The organism is Bacillus sp. AFS017336 (assembly GCF_002555445.1).
Taxonomy (GTDB): Bacteria; Bacillota; Bacilli; order Bacillales; family Bacillaceae_G; genus Gottfriedia.
The window spans coordinates 8,485-27,298 of the sequence record NZ_NUCO01000148.1 but is presented as its reverse complement, the minus strand read 5'-3'; the positions used below and the strand labels follow the sequence as shown (position 1 = coordinate 27,298).

Annotated in this window: 18 protein-coding genes; 3 read left to right on the top strand and 15 right to left on the bottom strand. The window is 33.6% G+C overall.

All coding sequences use genetic code 11. The features are described from left to right. Positions 1 to 134: 134 nt before the first annotated feature. From CN601_RS25125 to CN601_RS25090, 8 genes are all read right to left on the bottom strand, one after another. Positions 135 to 314 carry a hypothetical protein gene (locus CN601_RS25125; protein ID WP_098121406.1) on the bottom strand — a complete coding sequence of 60 codons (180 nt, stop codon included), beginning with the start codon at positions 312 to 314 and terminating at the stop codon, positions 135 to 137. A gap of 132 nt (positions 315 to 446) precedes the next feature. After that, entirely contained in the window at positions 447 to 887 is a 441-nt protein-coding gene (gene dtd / locus CN601_RS25120; protein ID WP_098121405.1) for a D-aminoacyl-tRNA deacylase, read from the bottom strand. A gap of 14 nt (positions 888 to 901) precedes the next feature. Further along, positions 902 to 3,097, bottom strand: a complete 2,196-nt coding sequence (locus tag CN601_RS25115) for a RelA/SpoT family protein (protein ID WP_098121404.1) — start codon at positions 3,095 to 3,097, stop codon at positions 902 to 904. A 161-nt stretch (positions 3,098 to 3,258) separates the two neighbouring features. Beyond that, positions 3,259 to 3,771 carry an adenine phosphoribosyltransferase gene (locus tag CN601_RS25110; RefSeq protein ID WP_098121403.1) on the bottom strand — a complete coding sequence of 171 codons (513 nt, stop codon included), beginning with the start codon at positions 3,769 to 3,771 and terminating at the stop codon, positions 3,259 to 3,261. Beyond that, complete coding sequence (gene recJ / locus CN601_RS25105) at positions 3,771 to 6,122, bottom strand: single-stranded-DNA-specific exonuclease RecJ (RefSeq protein WP_098172717.1); 2,352 nt, start codon at positions 6,120 to 6,122, stop codon at positions 3,771 to 3,773. The genes CN601_RS25110 and recJ overlap by 1 nt, the downstream gene beginning before the upstream one ends. Positions 6,123 to 6,161: 39 nt before the next feature. Beyond that, the gene (locus tag CN601_RS25100; RefSeq protein WP_098121401.1) at positions 6,162 to 7,073 is read right to left on the bottom strand and encodes a cation diffusion facilitator family transporter; all 912 of its coding nucleotides are present in this window, start codon (positions 7,071 to 7,073) and stop codon (positions 6,162 to 6,164) included. 448 nt (positions 7,074 to 7,521) lie between these two features. Continuing rightward, entirely contained in the window at positions 7,522 to 9,759 is a 2,238-nt protein-coding gene (gene secDF / locus CN601_RS25095) for a protein translocase subunit SecDF (protein WP_098172716.1), read from the bottom strand. 102 nt (positions 9,760 to 9,861) lie between these two features. Beyond that, a complete protein-coding gene (locus tag CN601_RS25090; protein WP_098121399.1) occupies positions 9,862 to 10,140 on the bottom strand; it encodes a post-transcriptional regulator in 279 nt (92 codons plus the stop codon). Between the two features lie 156 nt (positions 10,141 to 10,296). Here CN601_RS25090 and spoVB point away from each other — a divergent pair, with 156 nt between their 5' ends. Further along, positions 10,297 to 11,853, top strand: a complete 1,557-nt coding sequence (spoVB, locus tag CN601_RS25085) for a stage V sporulation protein B (protein WP_098172715.1) — start codon at positions 10,297 to 10,299, stop codon at positions 11,851 to 11,853. Positions 11,854 to 11,921: 68 nt separating this feature from the next. Here spoVB and CN601_RS25080 read toward each other — a convergent pair whose 3' ends face one another. Next, on the bottom strand, positions 11,922 to 12,572 hold the full coding sequence (locus CN601_RS25080; protein WP_098121397.1) for a DUF421 domain-containing protein: 651 nt from the start codon (positions 12,570 to 12,572) through the stop codon (positions 11,922 to 11,924). Between the two features lie 207 nt (positions 12,573 to 12,779). Here CN601_RS25080 and CN601_RS25075 point away from each other — a divergent pair, with 207 nt between their 5' ends. Then, on the top strand, positions 12,780 to 13,163 hold the full coding sequence (locus CN601_RS25075; RefSeq protein WP_098121396.1) for a TIGR04086 family membrane protein: 384 nt from the start codon (positions 12,780 to 12,782) through the stop codon (positions 13,161 to 13,163). Between the two features lie 92 nt (positions 13,164 to 13,255). On the opposite strand, the gene yajC is transcribed toward CN601_RS25075, so the two are convergent. The 6 genes from yajC to ruvA all read right to left on the bottom strand — a co-directional run bounded on the left by yajC (position 13,256) and on the right by ruvA (position 17,696). Further along, a complete protein-coding gene (gene yajC / locus CN601_RS25070; protein WP_098121395.1) occupies positions 13,256 to 13,534 on the bottom strand; it encodes a preprotein translocase subunit YajC in 279 nt (92 codons plus the stop codon). Between the two features lie 27 nt (positions 13,535 to 13,561). After that, positions 13,562 to 14,701 carry a tRNA guanosine(34) transglycosylase Tgt gene (gene tgt, locus CN601_RS25065; RefSeq protein ID WP_098172714.1) on the bottom strand — a complete coding sequence of 380 codons (1,140 nt, stop codon included), beginning with the start codon at positions 14,699 to 14,701 and terminating at the stop codon, positions 13,562 to 13,564. 20 nt (positions 14,702 to 14,721) lie between these two features. Continuing rightward, positions 14,722 to 15,750, bottom strand: a complete 1,029-nt coding sequence (gene queA / locus CN601_RS25060) for a tRNA preQ1(34) S-adenosylmethionine ribosyltransferase-isomerase QueA (RefSeq protein WP_098121393.1) — start codon at positions 15,748 to 15,750, stop codon at positions 14,722 to 14,724. Positions 15,751 to 15,877: 127 nt separating this feature from the next. Further along, positions 15,878 to 16,075, bottom strand: coding sequence for a DUF2905 domain-containing protein (locus tag CN601_RS25055; protein ID WP_098121392.1), 198 nt, complete (start codon positions 16,073 to 16,075; stop codon positions 15,878 to 15,880). Continuing rightward, complete coding sequence (gene ruvB, locus CN601_RS25050; protein WP_098172713.1) at positions 16,072 to 17,073, bottom strand: Holliday junction branch migration DNA helicase RuvB; 1,002 nt, start codon at positions 17,071 to 17,073, stop codon at positions 16,072 to 16,074. Before ruvB ends, CN601_RS25055 begins: the two co-directional genes overlap by 4 nt. Before the next feature lie 5 nt (positions 17,074 to 17,078). Continuing rightward, positions 17,079 to 17,696, bottom strand: a complete 618-nt coding sequence (gene ruvA, locus CN601_RS25045; protein ID WP_098172712.1) for a Holliday junction branch migration protein RuvA — start codon at positions 17,694 to 17,696, stop codon at positions 17,079 to 17,081. 172 nt (positions 17,697 to 17,868) lie between these two features. Here ruvA and CN601_RS25040 point away from each other — a divergent pair, with 172 nt between their 5' ends. Continuing rightward, the gene (locus CN601_RS25040; protein ID WP_098121389.1) at positions 17,869 to 18,414 is read left to right on the top strand and encodes a GNAT family N-acetyltransferase; all 546 of its coding nucleotides are present in this window, start codon (positions 17,869 to 17,871) and stop codon (positions 18,412 to 18,414) included. The last annotated feature ends 400 nt before the right edge of the window (positions 18,415 to 18,814 follow it).

Genomic DNA, 18,814 nt, shown 5'->3' with positions numbered 1-18,814 from the left:
AATTTATTTGCAGTTTCACTGAATTTATTTGCAGCTAATTCTTTTAATTACGCTCCCCATTTTTATTTATGATTCTCTACTTTTTGTTCCAATTTCCCACACAAACAAAAAAAAACCATGGCACACACCATGGTCTAATAAAAAGCTCTTATAGTAGATTGTATGCTCTCAACTGAGCCGTCTATGAAGTACATTAATCCGTAATATACTAGAATGATTAAAATAACAAATAAGAGTGCTTTAAAGAAGCTTTTGAGGATTGTAAACAAAATTACACCAGCAATGAGGATCAAGACGATTGTAATTATGTCCATATAGTACCCTCCTGTGAATTCTTTGTCAGAACCCGTGTACTTTAAGTATATTCGCAATATGAAGTTATTATTTTAAAAATTAATTTGTACAAAAAAAATCCCCCTTTTTAATGAAAAAGGAGGTAATAAATTTTATTTACTTTCAATCATTATTGTAATTGGTCCCCAGTTTGTAAATGTTACGTCCATATCTGCACCAAATATACCAGTCTGTACAACGTATCCTTGCTCGCGTAAATATGAATTAAAAAATTCGTATAGTTCGTTTGCAATTTCTGGCTTAGCTGCATCCGTGAAGCTTGGACGTCTTCCTTTTCTCGTATCACCATATAAAGTGAATTGAGAAACTGATAGGATCTGGCCTCCAACATCTTTTAATGATAAATTCATTTTTCCAAGTTCATCTTCAAAGATTCTCAGGTTAACTGCTTTGTCAGCACAATATTTAACGTCTTCAACTGTATCTTCATGTGTAATACCAACAAGCAATAATAATCCTTTAGGTATTTCCCCGACCACACGTCCATCAACTACTACTTTTGCTTCTTTTGTACGTTGTAATAATACTTTCAAGATGGCACCTCCTATTAGTGGAAAATTCGTCTCACAGAGTATATGTCTGGAATTTGTTTAACCTTATCCACTACTTTTTGAAGGTGGTTTATATTGCGAATAGACAGACTCATTGTAATGGTTGCCATTTTATTTCGATCATTTTTTCCTGTAACTGAAGAGATATTCGTTTTTGTTTCGTTGACAACAGAAAGAACCTCATTTAATAGTCCGCGACGATCATAACCGAATATTTCTATATCGACATTATAATCACGTTCAAATGTTGGACTTTCTTCCCAGTCCACTTCAATAAAACGGTCTTCTTCGCTATCGTTTAACATATTTACACAGTCACTTCTGTGAACTGAAATCCCTCTACCTTTTGTGATATAACCAACAATATCATCCCCAGGTACAGGATTACAGCATTTAGATAGACGAATTAATAAATTGTCTACACCTTTTACAGAAATACCGGCATCTTTACGGCGTGAAGGAGCTTTTTTAAGATCCGAAGAAAGTTCTTTTAGACGGTCTTCCAATTCTACTTCAGTTCGCTTACGGAATTTATCTGTTAAACGGTGAGCAATCTGCGTTGCAGTAATTCCATTATATCCAACTGCCGCATACATATCTTCTGCATTTGAGAAGTTGAATTTCTCAGCTACACGTTTTAAATTTTCTGACGTTAAAACTTCTTTTAAATCACATTCTAACGCTTTAATTTCTTTTTCAACTAATTCTTTGCCTTTTTCAACATTCTCTTCTCTTCTTTGCTTTTTAAAATATTGGCGTATTTTATTTTTTGCGTGTGAAGACTGAGCGACCTTCAACCAGTCTTGGCTTGGCCCATATGAATGTTTTGATGTCATGATTTCAACGATATCACCTGTTTTAAGCTTATAATCAAGTGGTACCATTTTACCATTTACTTTTGAACCAATTGTTTTATTTCCGATTTCGGAGTGAATTCGGTAAGCAAAATCGATTGGTACAGATCCAAGTGGTAATTCATAAACATCACCTTTTGGCGTAAATACGAAAACCATATCTGAGAATAAATCCATTTTAACTGATTCCATGAATTCTTCTGCATTTGTAGAATTATCTTGCCATTCGATAATTTCACGGAACCAACTTAATTTATTTTCTAATGTTTTTTGGGTTGGAAAATTTGCATTATCATCTTTATATGCCCAGTGAGCTGCAACCCCGTATTCAGCAATCTGGTGCATTTCTGTTGTTCGAATTTGAACTTCTAGTGGTTCACCTTTTGGCCCAATAACAGTCGTATGAAGCGATTGATATAAGTTTGCTTTAGGCATTGCAATATAATCTTTAAAACGACCTGGCATTGGTTTCCAACATGTATGAATAACGCCTAAAACAGCGTAACAATCTTTAATACTATTAACGATTACACGTACAGCTAATAAGTCATAGATCTCGTTAAATTGTTTATTTTGCTTAGCCATTTTATGATAAATGCTATATATATGCTTTGGACGTCCAGAAATGTCTGTTTTAATTTCGACATCTTCAAGTTGTGTTGTGATTTCGTTAATTACCTCTTCTAAATATTGCTCACGCTCTGCTCTTTTACGCTTCATCAAGTTAACAATTCGATAGTATTGTTGTGGATTTAAATAACGTAGGGCTGTATCTTCAAGCTCCCATTTTACTTTACTAATCCCTAATCGATGTGCTAAAGGTGCAAATATTTCTAATGTTTCATTTGCAATTCGCATACGTTTTTCTTGAGGTAAATGCTTTAACGTTCTCATATTATGAAGGCGATCGGCTAATTTGATTAATATTACTCTCAAGTCCTGTGCCATCGCTACAAACATTTTACGATGGTTTTCAGCTTGCTGTTCTTCCTTCGATTTAAACTTAATTTTACCTAACTTTGTAACACCATCTACAAGCATAGAAACTTCTTTGCCGAATTGGTTCTCTAAGTCTTCTTTGGATACTTCTGTATCCTCTACTACATCATGCAGAAACCCAGCACTAATGGTTGTAGCATCCATCTCCAAGCCAACGAGGATACCTGCTACTTGAACCGGGTGGATGATATAGGGTTCTCCAGACTTACGAAATTGCTCACTATGTGCGTCACGAGCATATTCATAAGCACGTTTAATAAACGCCACATCATCTTCTTTTAAATAATGGGTCGCTTGCTCTAAAACCTGTTCTGCTGTCAAAACTTGCTCAGTAGCCATTTAATCACCTTAAATCATTATTTCTTTTATTATCATGAAAATTTCGTTTTTTGTAAAGCAGGAGTCGTCAAATTTCATTTTTTTTTGCAGATTCGTTATAGAAAAAGAGCACTCTGATGATTCAGAGTACCCTATAGCTTAACATTATAATATGTTAAAAATTAATAAGTCATTAGTGTAAATATATCATAACCATCTAATTTTTTACGACCGTCTAAATAAGAAAGCTCAATTAAGAAAGCAATACCGACAACAATTCCACCTAGTTCTTCAACTAAGTTAATTGTCGCTTCAATCGTACCACCAGTAGCTAATAAGTCATCAGTGATTAGTATACGTTGACCTGGTTTAATCGCATCTTTGTGCATTGTTAAAGTGTTTGTACCATATTCTAAATCGTAGTTATAGCTAATTACTTCACGAGGTAATTTACCTGGTTTACGTACAGGAGCAAAACCGATTTCTAAAGCGTAAGAAATTGGACAACCAACAATAAATCCACGAGCTTCTGGTCCAACTACTAAATCTACGTCTTTTTCTTTCGCATAAGCTACGATTTGATCAGTTGCTTCTTTATAAGCTTTACCATCATTCATTAATGATGAAATATCTTTAAACTGAACGCCTTCTTTTGGCCAGTCCGGTACAATCGTAATATAATCTTTTAAATTCATTAAATAAGTGCCTCCCCATTTTCGGAAAAATGACTTTTCATATTTTGAAAAAATGTAGTTAATTCATCACATTTTGAGTACAGAAATAAACGTTCTAGTTCAATACTAACTAATTTTTTTGCGTACGTATTCGATAAAGATAGATCTTTCTTCTCAGTTTGTGGCAACAAACGAATTTTTCCATCCTCTATTGTAACAAATTCTAAATCAAAAAACACCTTTGTCATAAAATCGACTTGTTCTTTTTTCCATCCCATCTTACGACATAATGCCACTTCATACATGTTCATGTCAAAGGGATTGGTGTTTGCTAAGATTGAATAGAATTTTTTAAAGCTTTCTCTACTAGGAATTGGAGAGAAGAAATGTAGTTCTTCTTGATTAAATACTAAGTAGATGCGCTCCGACAAACCATTTTGAAAAACTTCTTTTAAATGATTTTCAGAACTAGGCAAATCAAGTAAGATAATATAATTATTTTGTATATTAGTATTTAAGTTTAGTACATCTTCATAAGAAATAAACGTCGAAACTGGATATTTCGTCTTTAAGTTTTCATAATCACTTGATGCTTGATGTAAAAATATTAATTTTTCTTCGTTTGATGGTAGAGTTAATCGATGTGGCTCTTGACCTCTTAAGTCAAATAACTGCCAATGATTTACTTTAATATCTTGAATCATTAGTTGTGGCTTCCGTTTGCCATTCCATTCATTAATAGAAGCCATTCCTAAGCAAGACACTTTTGATCCTGTAGCAATTTCATTTGCAACATGTCCAAATCCAAACCCTACAGCGTCGAGGGACGTTACATCATCTTTTAATTGAAATTTAAGATGTGCACCTTCATTACCGATTTGTTTAATATTTAGTGCATCTACTTCGCTTATTTCTAAAACAGGTTTTGGGTTATGCATACCAAAAGGCGCTAACATATTTAATTCATTAATAAATGAGATTGAAACTTCGCTAGCTTGACAGATTAAATCCACTTCTTTTAATGGAATAAAATCTTCATCCGTCATAGTTTGGTCAGCAAATTCATTTAAACGATGTCTTAATTGTTCAACATCCTCAATCGCTAGTGTCATCCCAGCAGCAAGAGTATGACCTCCAAAATGAGGTAAAATATCTTTACACTTTGATAAATTTTCAAAGAGAGAAAAACCTTCAATACTTCTTGCTGAACCTTTGGCAATTCCTTTTTCGCGATCTATGCTTAGAACAATTACCGGCTTGTAAAAACGATCTACTAATTTTGAAGCAACAATCCCAACTACACCCGCATTCCAGCCTTCTTTTGCTACAATAATCACTTTATTTGAACACGAGGAATCAAGCCCTTTTACTTGTTTAATCGCCTCTTCAGTCATACTTGAAACTAACTCTTGACGTTCTTTATTTAAAACTTCAATTTGTTCTGCTCTTGATTTAGCAAGTTCTCTACTTGTTTCTAGAACTAGATCTACCGCAGGCTTAGCATCACCAAGTCGGCCAACTGCATTAATTCTTGGTCCAATTGCGAAACCAATTGTTTCTTCATTAATTGAATCATTAGAAGTACCACTTATTTCTAACAGTGCTCTTAAGCCTTCACGTCTAGTTTGCTTTAATTGTCTTACGCCTTTTTTTACAATTAGTCGATTTTCATCAACTAAAGGCACTAAATCGGCTACTGTACCAATTGAAACAAGTTCTAAATACTCTTCTGGTTCTCTCCCTAATAATGCAGAAGCGAATTTAAATACAACTCCTACACCAGCTAACTCTTTAAAAGGATAGCTTGGACTAAGTTTTGGATGAATGATTGCGATAGCCTTTGGAAGGTCCTCTGGTGGTTCATGATGGTCTGTGATAATGACATCTATTCCAAGTTCATTTGCAAAACTAACTTCCTCAGCTGCAGATATACCTGTATCTACGGTAATAATTAATGAGTAGCCTTGTTCTTTCGCCCATTTAAATGCATTCTTATTAGGGCCATACCCTTCAGTAAAACGATTTGGTATATAGAAATCTACTTTTGCTTCTAGTTCAATTAATGTTAAATACAATACTGATGTACTACTAACACCATCTGCGTCATAATCGCCAAAAATTAATATTTTTTCATTTTCTTCAATCGCTTGAAATACTCTGTCTATTGCAATATCCATACCCTCTAATAAAAACGGGTCATGAAAGCTCATTTGATCTTCATATAAAAACTTACTTGCTGTTTCAACTGTATTAAACCCGCGAGTAACAAGTAGTTTAGCTAATAGAGGGGAAATCTGTAATTCTTTACATAATATTTGCTCTTCTTGTTGATTCGATAATTTCGGTTTCCAACGTGCTTTTGACTTTAACAATACTCTCACCCCTAACTGTACTATTATACTAAAGTAAACTTATTGGATGAAAGAGTTATTTTTATCATTATATGGATTAATATGGACAAATACGTTTTCAACATCTTTGTCTTCCATTAGTTTTTCTTTAACATTTTTGCCGATTCTATGTCCTTCCTCAACGGTTATATATGGATCTACAGATACTTTTATATCAATAATGACATAATAGCCGTGCTCTCTTGCATAAAGAGTATTTATTTCTCTAACCCCTTCTACCTTTCTCACAATTTCTTTATATGGTTCTATGTCTTCCTCATGAAGTACATGATCCATAGTAGTATGTATTGACTCTGCCCCAATATCCCATGCCATTTTCAGGATCATAATTGCTACAACAAGCCCTGCCGCTGGATCTGCATACAAAAGGATTGGCATATTAATTTTAGTGCCAAGAATTGCAATTCCGATTCCAACCATAGCAGCAGCTGATGAGTATACGTCTGAACGATGTTCATAAGCATTCGCAATGATCGCAGCACTATTCAATCTTTTTCCTAAAGCATATTTATAGCGGAACATCCATTCTTTTAAGAATATCGAGATAAATGCAGCTACTAAAGCGATTAGCTCAGGAGAATGGACAGGTTTAAAAAAAGCTGTAATTGAGGATTTCGTTATTTCGATTCCAACGATAAATAAAAGAACAGCTACAATAATTGCAGCGATTGATTCAGCTTTTCCATGGCCATAGGGATGGTCCTCATCTGGTGGCATCTTAGCAGCTCTTAATCCAAATAAAACCGCTATTGAACCTGCTACATCGGAAGCAGAGTGGACTGCATCAGCCAATAATGCTTTACTATTTCCGATATACCCAATGATCAGTTTAACAATTGCCAGAAGTAAATTTCCATATATTCCAATATAAGCTCCTTTCTTGGCTTCCTTATAACGCTCATCTTGTTCCATATACTTTACCTACTTCCCTTGTTCTAGATCTAGTAGATCATTCGCCAAACAAATTTATTTTTTTATTACACACATTCTATTAGTATCTTCAATACGGAATGAAACTAATACAAAAATAACTTCAATATTTACTTCATTTTATTTTGTTAGGATCAAAAAAGAGCTATCACTAACTAACAAATTCAAATTGAAAAACGGCTGATTTTATTGTAAATATCCGAAGGCTTATGTAATCGATTTATGCTTCAGTCTAGAAGCTATTATTCGGGGGATTTTATTGTTGTTTTATTATCTTAGTTAAAAATCTACTTCATTCATTGATTTCTAATTCACACGTTTCACTCTCTTATTTCAGATACCAAAGTTCACCTAATACTACTCCTCTTTCCTTACGCAAATAAAAAGGGATGTCCCAAATTTCACTTTTGGGACACCCTCTAGTTAGAAATTATTTAGCTTCTTCAACATCAATGACTTGATTTTTATCAAGTTGACGACCTTTAATACCTAGCCAAATTTGTGATGCGATAAAGATTGAAGAATATGTTCCTACTACTAAACCTACAAGTAATGCAATTGAGAAGTTAAGAATTGCATGACTTCCGAATAAAAGTAGTGCAAGAACAGCTAATACTACTGTAAGAACTGTTTTTAGTGAACGGCCTAAAGTTTGACGAATTGAGTCATTTACAATTTCTTTCAATTCTTCTCTAGTACGAATTTTCTTCTTAAGCTTCATATTTTCACGAACTCGGTCAAATGTAACAATTGAGTCATTTATTGAATAACCAACAATTGTCAGTACCGCAGCGATGAAAGTGATATCTACTTCTAATCTAAATACGCTAAATATTACTACAATGAAGAACGCATCATGTAGTAAGGCAATTACTGAAGCAAGTGCATAAGAGAATTGGAAACGTAATGATACATAAAGAATAATACCTGCAGAAGCAATGATTAGTGCTTTAATTGCATTAGCTGCTAATTCTCGTCCAACGATTGGATCAACTGTACTTACATTTGGTTCAATTCCAAATTTAGTCGTAAAATCTTTTTTCAAATCGTTAATTTGATCTTTAGTTAATACACCTTTAAATACTACTGAACCTGTTTTTGCATCATTTGTAGAAACTGTAATACTTTCAGGTTTTAAGTTCATTTTTGATAATTCGTCATTTACAACTTGTTTTGTAACAGCTGATTTCGCTTCAAATGTTACTCGTGTACCACTTGCAAAATCAATTCCTAAATTTAATCGGAATACAGAAAGGATAATTACGCCGACAATTAGTGTAACAATTGAAAAATAAACGAATTTACGACCGATACTAACAAAATCGACTTTATCATATTTTGTTGGTGGATGTGCCAAGTTATGATTTAAACCAAGAATTTCACTTTGTTTAATACCAAACCAAGTTTTCTTATTATTTAAGTAACGACTTTGAACTAGTAAAGAAAGTAATAAGCGAGTTCCGAATACTGCAGTTAAGAAACTTACTAAAATACTGACAATTAAACTTGTTGCAAACCCTTTTACTGAGCTTGTACCAAAAATGAATAATACAACAGCTGCAAGTAGAGTTGTGATGTTAGCATCAAAAATAGTACCAAATGAACGCTGGTTACCAGCTCGATATGCTGATGCAACTGATTTTCCTAGTTTAAGCTCGTCTTTCAATCTCTCAAAGGTAATAATGTTGTTATCAACCGCAATACCAACACCAAGTATTAATGCAGCAATACCCGGGAGTGTTAATACCGCATTCATGCCATCAAATACAAGTAATGTTACGTAAGTGTACGCCATTAACATGATGCTTGCGATTAAGCCTGGTAAGCGATAGAAGAATAGCATAAATAAGAAAATTACGGCTACACCAATAATTCCAGCAAAAATTGTTTCATGCAATGCATCAGTTCCAAATTTTGCACCGATTGATGTTGAATACATTTCTTCAAGATGTACTGGAAGAGCACCAGCATTTAATAAATCTGAAAGTTCTTTTGCACTTTCAACTGTAAAAGTTGATCCTACAATAGAAAGTGAATCATCTGTAAATACTTGATTTACACTTGCTGCAGATAAGAACTTAGGTTTTGCTTTTGCTGATTCCTTTTTGAAAGAGTCTTTTCCTTCATTGAAATCTAACCAAATAACCATCATATTATTTGGAGCACCCATTTTTAGCACTTTACTTGTAACATCTTTAACCTTACTTGCATCTTTAAATGTTATCGATACACTAGGTTTACCCATTTGGTCAAATGTTTGCTTTGAAGCGCCTTCTTTTAAATCTGCTCCAGTCATAAGAACCTTATCATTTACGTCACGAATTGTTAAATTCGCTTCTGTCGAAAGAATATCACGTGCTTTAGCTTGATTTTTTACTCCAGCCAATTGTACACGAATACGATCCTTTCCTTCGATTTGGATGTTTGGTTCACTTACCCCTAATACGTTTACACGCTTCTCAAGGGCTTTTGCTGTACTTACTAAAACATTTTTGTTAATTTTGTCACCCTTCTTAATTGGCTTAACTTTGTATAGTACTTCGAAGCCGCCCTGTAAGTCCAGACCAAGCTTGATATTTTTCGCAGTACCAAACACAGTTGTTCCGATTACTGCTGCTAATACAGCAATAATTAAGAAAAAGGCAACAATTCTGTTACGCTTAACCATGTTGTGAATTTCCTCCTCTAACGAGTTCAAGTTCTAGTACGAAAATGGTATGTTTTCATTCTTTTATTATACAAATGCAATTTTTTCATTGTCAATTAATGGCTAAACTGACTCCCCAAACTGCCATGTAGGAGATTTAAATGCTTCGATTCGAACATAATTCATATAATCGTTAACAGTTAAAGAGAGTATGTCTTCCACCAGTTGAAAAAGCTTTGGTTCTTCCTCTTTTTTTCGCCATATGGTTTTTTCGAGGCATTCCCATAATTCATCCTCACTGACAGTATCAAATCCAAGCATTCTAAATTCATCCAATTTACTTTCAATTACTACCTGAAGCGTAGGTTTAAATTCTGCAGCTTGTTGATGAAATGTCGACATACTCTTCCCCCCTAATTTTCTGTATTTTTAGAAAAATGATGTTAGACCTTGATATTCATTTCCTAGTTGTTGAACTAACTTGTCATGCTTGCCTACATTTCTAGCATATATATAATTGTAAATCATTCTAGGCTGTTTGAGAAGGTGGTAAAAATAATGACAAAGCAAACGTTTTTAAGAGGAACGTTTTTTTTACTTATTGCAGGGCTCATCACAAGAATATTAGGATTTTTTAATCGAATTGTTGTCGCAAGAATCATGGGTGAAGAAGGCGTAGGATTATTTATGATGGCAGTCCCGACACTATTTTTAGTTATGACACTTACGCAGCTTGGATTACCAATTGCCATCTCTAAACTAATTGCAGAAGCAGTTGCCCAAAATAGACAAGATAAGATAAAAAAGATTTTAGCTGTTTCAATGTCAATAACTGGTATATTAAGTATCATTTTTACAACAGCTATGATCTTCTTAGCTCCTTTTATTGCAAAAAATCTATTAACCGACTCAAGGACTATGTACCCATTAATTGCCATCGCACCAGTTGTACCGATTATCGCAATTTCTTCCGTTTTACGTGGTTATTTTCAAGGTGTACAAAACATGCGTCCTTCTTCCTTTTCTCAAGTTATTGAACAAGTTGTACGTATCGTACTAGTTGCTGTTTGTACTAAAACTTTTTTACCATATGGTGTTGAATTTGCTGCAAGTGGTGCCATCATATCTTCAGTTTTAGGGGAATTGGCATCCTTAATTTATATGCTTTATGTATTTAAAAAGGAAAAAAATGCAAAGTTCATTACAGGATTTAAAGACAATATAAAAGACGGTAGAAAAACCCTAAGTGACTTATTAAGTATTGCACTCCCTACAACTGGAAGTCGATTAATCGGCTCTATATCAATGTTTTTGGAACCAATCGTTGTTTCACAAAGTTTAGCGATTGCTGGTGTAACAGCAGTAGTTGCAACAAAACAATATGGATTGCTCTCTGGATACGCATTACCTTTATTACTTTTACCAGCTTTTATTACTTATGCACTATCTACTTCACTAGTACCTGCGATTAGTGAAGCAATGGCTAAAAAGGATCGCGTAACTGTTGAAAGAAGACTACAGCAAGCTCTACGTTACTCAATGATTGCCGGTGGATGGTCAGTCGTTGTTTTATATGTCTTTGCTTCACCAATTTTAACGCTAATGTATAAAAGTGACCAAGCCACACATTTCATCTTACTTTTAGCACCATGCTTTATTTTTTATTATTTTCAAGGTCCACTGCAAGCAGTATTACAAGCTCTAAATCTTGCTAATTCAGCTATGATCAATAGCTTTGTAGGTTCAGTCGTAAAAATCGCTAGTATTTTATTCCTAGCTACAAATCCTAAGTTCGGTATTAACGGAGTTGCCTTAGCAATGAATATTAGTATTGTAACAATAACAGTTCTACATTATTTTACTGTTTTAAAAGCAATTAACTTTTCAATTTTCGTTAAAGACTATCTTTATTGTTTAATTATTTTAGGAGTCTGTATTTATATCGGCAAATTCATCAAAGAATATGTAGTCTTTTCATCCTCACTATTAGTACAAACATTGGCAAGCATCTCAATTGTGACATTAATGTATATCCTATTAATATTATTATTTAATCTTGTCAAAAAAGACGAGATCATTCGGATCCCATTCTTTAAAAAGCTAATCACAAGATAGATTAAAAAGGGAAAGGACGGAAGTTAGAGGGAGTATGAATACCATTCCCCTTACTTCCTTTTTTATCTCTACCCATCTTTTTTATCAAAGAAAATTTCGTCGTCTCGCAAACTGCAATACGATACTTGGTCAAAATCATCAATACCATGTTTTTTTAGCTCCTGAAGCAACCAAAGCTTATTTTTATGGTAAAGTTTTAAATTATCATCTTGGACAATACCATCTAATATTAATGGAAATGTAAGTGTACTATCATAGCCGTCTCCATTTAATTCCTTTTTAAAGATGGATAACTTCCCTGTTGGTTCAAGTATTGCATAATCGACATCTCTTACATCTCCAATATCTTTTTCTCTTAGTTGAAGTAATAAATCATCGAACGTGTACCTTTGCTTTTTCATTTCTTTTTCTAATACTTTTCCTTTACTGATAATCAATACTGGATTTCCATCCAAAATTTTTCTAAATAAAACACTTTTTAGAGATATGAGCGAAAAAATTATTTGTATCGCAACAATTAAGAACATCGGATAAATCACTTTTATGATTGGATCATTATGGTTTTCAATTCCAATTGCAGCTATTTCAGTTAATAAAATATAAACAACTAAATCTAATAAACTTAGCTCTCCAATTTCTCTCTTACCCATTATTCGAAAGAAAAACGCAATAATTAAATAGATTAAAATGGTACGAATCGTCATAGAACCTAATTCCATTTTACTAACCCTCACATCCAAAACTTTGCTGAATTTTAATTATTTATCTTTTTACATTCTTGCTTATTTAGAAGTAGTAACCACTTTACATATAAAAAATGGTAGAAATTTGTTCATAATTTTACTATTTGTAATTGCTCTATAAGTATTCTAAAAATTCATCTTATGAATATGCTTGTATAAAAGAGTGTACAAGGGGGAATATCAATGAAAAAAACAGCAACCGCTGTCTCTTTTGGCTTTTTAACTATTTTATTATTAGTATTATCAATTAGCTTAATTTTATCATTATTACTTAGACTAACTTCACTTACAGAATCAAGTGTCAATACAACAACTCTTGTCTTATCATTTATCGTAATGCTAATAGGTGGTTTTGTTACAGGAGCTAAAGGGAAAGAAAAAGGTTGGATTCTTGGGTTTCTAACAAGTGGAGCATACTCTGTATTTGTATTTTTTGTACAATTTCTTGGTTATGATCGAACTTTTTCAAAGGAGCAATTGATGTATCATGCCATTTTCATTGCGATCTGCATGTTAGGGTCAATTTTTGGTGTAAATGCTGCGAGTAATAAATCTTATAATAAATAAAACTCGACGATTAGTAAGCATTCTTGCTACTTCCTCGTATAAAAAACAAAACGCTAGTTTCCAAAATGGAACTAGCGTTTCTTTCGATACAATTATTTAGCTTGTGCACGAGTTTCACGAATTGCATTTTTTTCAAATACCATGCGTGAACCATCAGCAGTCTTTAATGTAATTGTATTATTTTCTTCGTTAACAGCATCAACTAAACCGTGTAATCCACCGATTGTTACAACCATATCGCCTTTAGCAATTCCAGCTTGCATATTAGCTGTTTGCTTTTGACGCTTTTGTTGTGGACGAATTAGTAAGAAGTAGAAAATTACGAACATTAATATTAGTGGTAAAATTCCACCTAAAGATCCTAAGCTCATTAATATCTTCCTTTCAATATGTAAATTTTAGAAGTTCCTAGCGTTCGGCTTATTAAAACCGTATTGTTCAAAAAATTCTTCTCGGAAATCACCTAAACGGTCTTCGCGAATTGCTTGACGAACTTGTTCCATTAATTGTAACAGAAAATGTAAGTTATGATAAGTAGTCAATCGCATTCCAAACGTTTCTTCACATCGAATTAAGTGACGAATATATGATCTTGTATAGTTTTTACAAGTATAACAATCACAATTTGGATCAAGTGGTGAATAGTCTTCTGCATATTTTGCATTTTTAATAACTAATCTTCCTTCACTAGTCATACATGTGCCATTACGTGCTATACGTGTTGGTAGTACGCAGTCGAACATATCTACGCCTCGAATTGCTCCATCAATTAATGAGTCAGGTGATCCAACGCCCATTAGATATCTTGGTTTATTCGTTGGCAGTAAAGGAGTTGTAAACTCTAGTACTCGATTCATTACATCCTTTGGCTCTCCAACTGATAATCCACCAATTGCATAGCCTGGGAAATCTAATGAAACTAAATCTCTTGCAGATTGCTTACGAAGTTCTTCATATTCTCCACCTTGTACAATACCAAATAATCCTTGATCTTCTGGTCTTTGGTGAGAATTTAGACAACGCTCTGCCCATCTACTAGTTCTTTCAACAGAACGTTTCATATAATCATACTCAGCAGGGTATGGTGGACATTCATCGAACGCCATCATAATATCTGAACCTAAAGCATTTTGAATTTCCATCGCTTTTTCTGGAGAAAGGAATAATTTATCACCATTTAAGTGATTTCTAAAATGTACTCCCTCTTCTTCAATTTTTCGGAATTGACTTAAACTAAATACTTGGAAGCCACCAGAATCCGTTAAAATTGCTCGATCCCAGTTCATAAATTTATGTAGGCCACCAGCTTTTTTAATAATTTCATGACCTGGTCTTAACCATAAATGGTAGGTATTACTTAAAATAATTCCTGCCCCCATAGCTTTTAAATCTTCAGGTGACATTGTTTTAACTGTAGCTAAAGTACCAACAGGCATAAAAGTCGGTGTTTCAAAAGAACCATGTGGTGTGTGTACGATTCCTAATCGCGCACCTGTTTGCTTACAAGTTTTAATATGTTCATAACGAATTGCTGTCATTTTTCGATTCCTTTCACGTCTTAAAGTATTAACATTGCATCGCCAAAACTAAAAAAGCGATACTTTTGATCTACTGCTTCATTATAAGCAGATAAAACTGCTTCTCTTCCAGCTAAAGCACTAATTAGCATTATAAGAGTTGATTTTGGTAAATGGAAGTTCGTAATCATACCATCAATCCCCATAAATTTATATCCAGGGTAAATGAAGATAGACGTCCAACCACTGCTTCCTTCAAACTTGCCTTCATTTGCTGTAGCAATGGTCTCAACTGTTCGGGTAGAAGTTGTCCCAACAGTAATGATTCTACCACCGTTTGCTTTTGTATCATTTAATAGTTTAGCCGTTTCATCAGACATATAGTAATATTCTGAATGCATATCATGTTCTTCAATTGATTCTACACTTACAGGTCTAAATGTACCTAATCCAACATGCAAAGTAATAAATGCTAATTTTACGCCTTTTTCTTGAACTTTTGCTAAAAGCTCCTTCGTAAAATGCAAACCTGCTGTTGGAGCTGCAGCTGAACCAATTTCTTTTGCAAAAACTGTTTGGTAGCGGTCTTTATCTTCTAACTTTTCTTTAATATAAGGAGGTAGTGGCATTTCGCCTAATTGATCTAGAATTTCATAAAAAATTCCATCGTATTGGAATTTTAACTTTCTTCCACCTTGATCACTACTGCCTACACATTCTGCTTTTAATCTGCCATCTCCAAATAAAATGATTGTACCTTCTTTTACTCTTTTAGCAGGCTTTACTAGTGTTTCCCACACATCTTGCTCTTCTTGCTGAAGTAATAATACTTCTATTTGAGCTCCTGTATCTTCTTTTACACCAAATAATCTAGCAGGCATTACTTTCGTTTCATTTAAAACTAAGCAATCTCCCTCTTGTAAATAATCTAACACATCAGGAAATTGTTTATGCTCTACATTCCCCGACTCTTTATGTAATACCATTAGTCTTGATGCTTCTCGATCTAATAAAGGAGTTTGAGCAATCAGCTCCTCAGGCAAATCAAAATCAAATAAATTTACATCCATTTCTAACACCTCGTATATTTCAAGGGCAAGGGTGTAAGGGAGAATCTTTTAAAATTCTCCCTTTCTAATTCTTGCCCTACGTATTTCCTATTCCCTTAAACCCTATCTTTTCCAAAATCATGTATTATCATTTTTTCCCAAAAAATGAAAAAATAAGTGATAGTAATACACTTATGATAATACAAGTAACAATTGGGAAATAAAATGATACATTTCCTTTTTTAATAAAGATATCACCTGGAAGTTTACCTACAAATTTCATAAACAATCCAACTAATAACAATATAACACCTAGCGTTATTAACACTTTTGATATATCAGTCATTGCTCAGGTACCTGCAAACCAAAATGTTTATACGTTAAATCAGTTACAATTCTTCCTCTAGGAGTTCGTTGAAGGAATCCAATTTGAAGCAAATAAGGTTCGTACACATCTTCAATTGTTTGTGATTCTTCTCCGATCGAAGCCGCAATAGTATCAACTCCAACAGGACCACCTCGGAATCTTTCAATAATAGCTAGTAACAGTTTATGGTCGATATGATCTAGACCCGCTTCATCTACTTGCATTTGAATTAAAGAATCTTTAGCTATTTCAAATGTAATAATTCCACTGCCTTGTACTTGAGCAAAGTCTCTAACCCTTCGTAATAAACGGTTTGCAATTCGAGGTGTACCTCTAGACCTTCTAGCAATTTCTAAAGCAGCTTCCTTCTCGATTTCCATTCCATATAACTCAGCCGTTCTTCTAACGATTAATGCAAGCTGTTCAACTGTATAAAACTCTAATCGATTTAATACACCAAAACGATCTCTAAGTGGTGAAGAAAGCAAACCTGCTCTAGTTGTTGCACCGATTAGTGTAAAAGGTGGTAAATCAATCCTTACTGACCTTGCAGTTGCATCCTTTCCAATAACAATATCAAAGAAAAAATCTTCCATCGCTGGATAAAGTACTTCTTCCACTGTACGAGGTAGTCGGTGTATTTCATCAATAAATAACACATCACCAGGTTGTAATGACGTCAAAATCGCTGCTAAATCTCCAGGACGCTCAATCGCCGGTCCAGAAGTAGTTTTAAAGCCTACACCTAACTCATTCGCAATAATTGCTGCTAAAGTAGTTTTACCTAAACCAGGAGGACCGTACAATAAAACGTGATCTAAAGATTCGTTACGCATTTTTGCAGCCTCAATAAAGACTTGCAAATTCTTTTTAACTTTATCCTGCCCTATATATTCTTTTAATGTTTGAGGCCTAAGTGATAGTTCTTGATCAAAATCTTCACGATTACTTTCACTTGATAAAATTCGATCATCCATTTTCATCACCTCTTAGCTTGCAATAGTAATTGAAGTGCTTTTTTAATATATTCATCAGTTGAAAGTGGTTCACTTTTCAATAATGGTACGATCTTTTTAACTTCTTTCTCTGCATACCCTAATGCTTTTAAAGCTTCAATGGCATCATCTAATGAAGATGCTGCATTTTCTTTTTCTTCCATCGCATCTATGTCAGTAAATAAATCTACTTGTACCGTTCCAAAAACTTTCTCAAGTTTTCCTTTTAAGTCTAGGATCATTTGTCTTGCTGTCTTTTTACCAACGCCTGGGAATTTTGTTAAAAAGGCTTCATCCTCTTCTTCAATTGCTTGAACAATTTGATTTGGCTCACCTGTTGCAACAATCGCCAAAGCACCTTTTGGTCCGATTCCAGACACACTTAATAATTTTTGAAATAAAGTTCGTTCATCAAGCGTTTTAAAACCATATAACATCATAACATCTTCTCTTACGTAAAGATGTGTATAAACTTTTAAGATTTCATTTGAAGGTCTAAAAACATATGGATTAGGTGTAAATAATTGATATCCCATTCCATTATGATCGATTACTATATATTCCGGTCCAACCCATTCTATCTTTCCAATTACGTATTCGTACATGGTTTTCTCCCCTTTTTACATGTATTCCATTGTACCATATATAGAAGAAGGAAAAAAATAGTCGGGTGTCGAAAATAAAAATTTTATACATAGGTATTAACGATCGAAATAGTTAAAAGTGATTATCTATATAAATTGCCATTTCATAAAAATACGATAAGGAGGCAATTATTTGAACTTATTTCCGAACATTTTAACTGAGCGACTTTATTTAAGAGAAGTTAACATTACTGATACAAATCGATTGTTTACTATATTATCTAGAGAAGATGTTACGAAATATTATGGATTAGATGCACTAACAAATAGTAGTCAAGTGATTGACTTAATTCATTTTTTTAGAGAAATGTATGAAACACGTAGTGGCATCCGCTGGGGAATTATTGAAAAAGAGACAAACAAATTAATCGGAACATGTGGATTTAATGCCTATCAAGAACGTAACAAAAGAGCTGAAGTTGGCTATGAGATCCACCCAGATTATTGGCGAAAAGGGTATGCAACTGAAGCTGTAAAAGCTTTATTAAATTATGGATTTGATATGCTACAACTAAATCGAATAGGAGCTATCGTCTATCCAGAAAATCTACCTTCACAAAAACTTCTTGAAAAAATTGGATTCACTAATGAAGGTTTATTAAGAGAGTATTTAATTCAAGGTACCTCAGTTCATGATACATATGCTTATTCAATCTTACGGAAAGAATGGGTTATTTAAGTACAAGGTCATAGCTAAGAATCTATTAATGAGAGTAAGACTAAGAGCCTCAAGAAAAACTCTTTTGTTTTTTCAGTGTGTTGAAATATAAAATGGTCAATAGGCTATTTATTTAATTTAATGGACAATTTATTTGTGGCATACCAATAAACTTTATTAATTGCTCTTTTTCAGAATTTTAAATATTAAGAAATCATTGTTTGAAGAACAATTTCAATTATTAGTTTATAGGTAGATGATTTATCGATATTAGCAAAATAACCCAGTATATCAATTTTTATTTTTCTCTAAGTAAGAGGGATTAATAAGGTTCTTTTTAGTATGCTTTTTTTATTTTGATAAGTGATTGGAACGAAAGGATTCTCGACTCCTATGGGAAATGCGGGAAGGCTGAGACCCC

Coding starts and splice junctions, on each gene's coding strand:
- CN601_RS25125 (WP_098121406.1), bottom strand. CDS start 314: ATGGACATAATTACAATCGTCTTGATCCTCATTGCTGGTGTAATTTTG.
- CN601_RS25115 (WP_098121404.1), bottom strand. CDS start 3,097: ATGGCTACTGAGCAAGTTTTGACAGCAGAACAGGTTTTAGAGCAAGCG.
- CN601_RS25090 (WP_098121399.1), bottom strand. CDS start 10,140: ATGTCGACATTTCATCAACAAGCTGCAGAATTTAAACCTACGCTTCAG.
- CN601_RS25110 (WP_098121403.1), bottom strand. CDS start 3,771: ATGAATTTAAAAGATTATATTACGATTGTACCGGACTGGCCAAAAGAA.
- ruvB (WP_098172713.1), bottom strand. CDS start 17,073: ATGGATGATCGAATTTTATCAAGTGAAAGTAATCGTGAAGATTTTGAT.
- CN601_RS25100 (WP_098121401.1), bottom strand. CDS start 7,073: ATGGAACAAGATGAGCGTTATAAGGAAGCCAAGAAAGGAGCTTATATT.
- ruvA (WP_098172712.1), bottom strand. CDS start 17,696: ATGTACGAATACGTAATTGGAAAGATAGAATGGGTTGGACCGGAATAT.
- CN601_RS25075 (WP_098121396.1), top strand. CDS start 12,780: ATGAAAAAAACAGCAACCGCTGTCTCTTTTGGCTTTTTAACTATTTTA.
- secDF (WP_098172716.1), bottom strand. CDS start 9,759: ATGGTTAAGCGTAACAGAATTGTTGCCTTTTTCTTAATTATTGCTGTA.
- queA (WP_098121393.1), bottom strand. CDS start 15,750: ATGGATGTAAATTTATTTGATTTTGATTTGCCTGAGGAGCTGATTGCT.
- CN601_RS25080 (WP_098121397.1), bottom strand. CDS start 12,572: ATGGAATTAGGTTCTATGACGATTCGTACCATTTTAATCTATTTAATT.
- CN601_RS25055 (WP_098121392.1), bottom strand. CDS start 16,075: ATGACTGATATATCAAAAGTGTTAATAACGCTAGGTGTTATATTGTTA.
- tgt (WP_098172714.1), bottom strand. CDS start 14,701: ATGACAGCAATTCGTTATGAACATATTAAAACTTGTAAGCAAACAGGT.
- spoVB (WP_098172715.1), top strand. CDS start 10,297: ATGACAAAGCAAACGTTTTTAAGAGGAACGTTTTTTTTACTTATTGCA.
- yajC (WP_098121395.1), bottom strand. CDS start 13,534: ATGAGCTTAGGATCTTTAGGTGGAATTTTACCACTAATATTAATGTTC.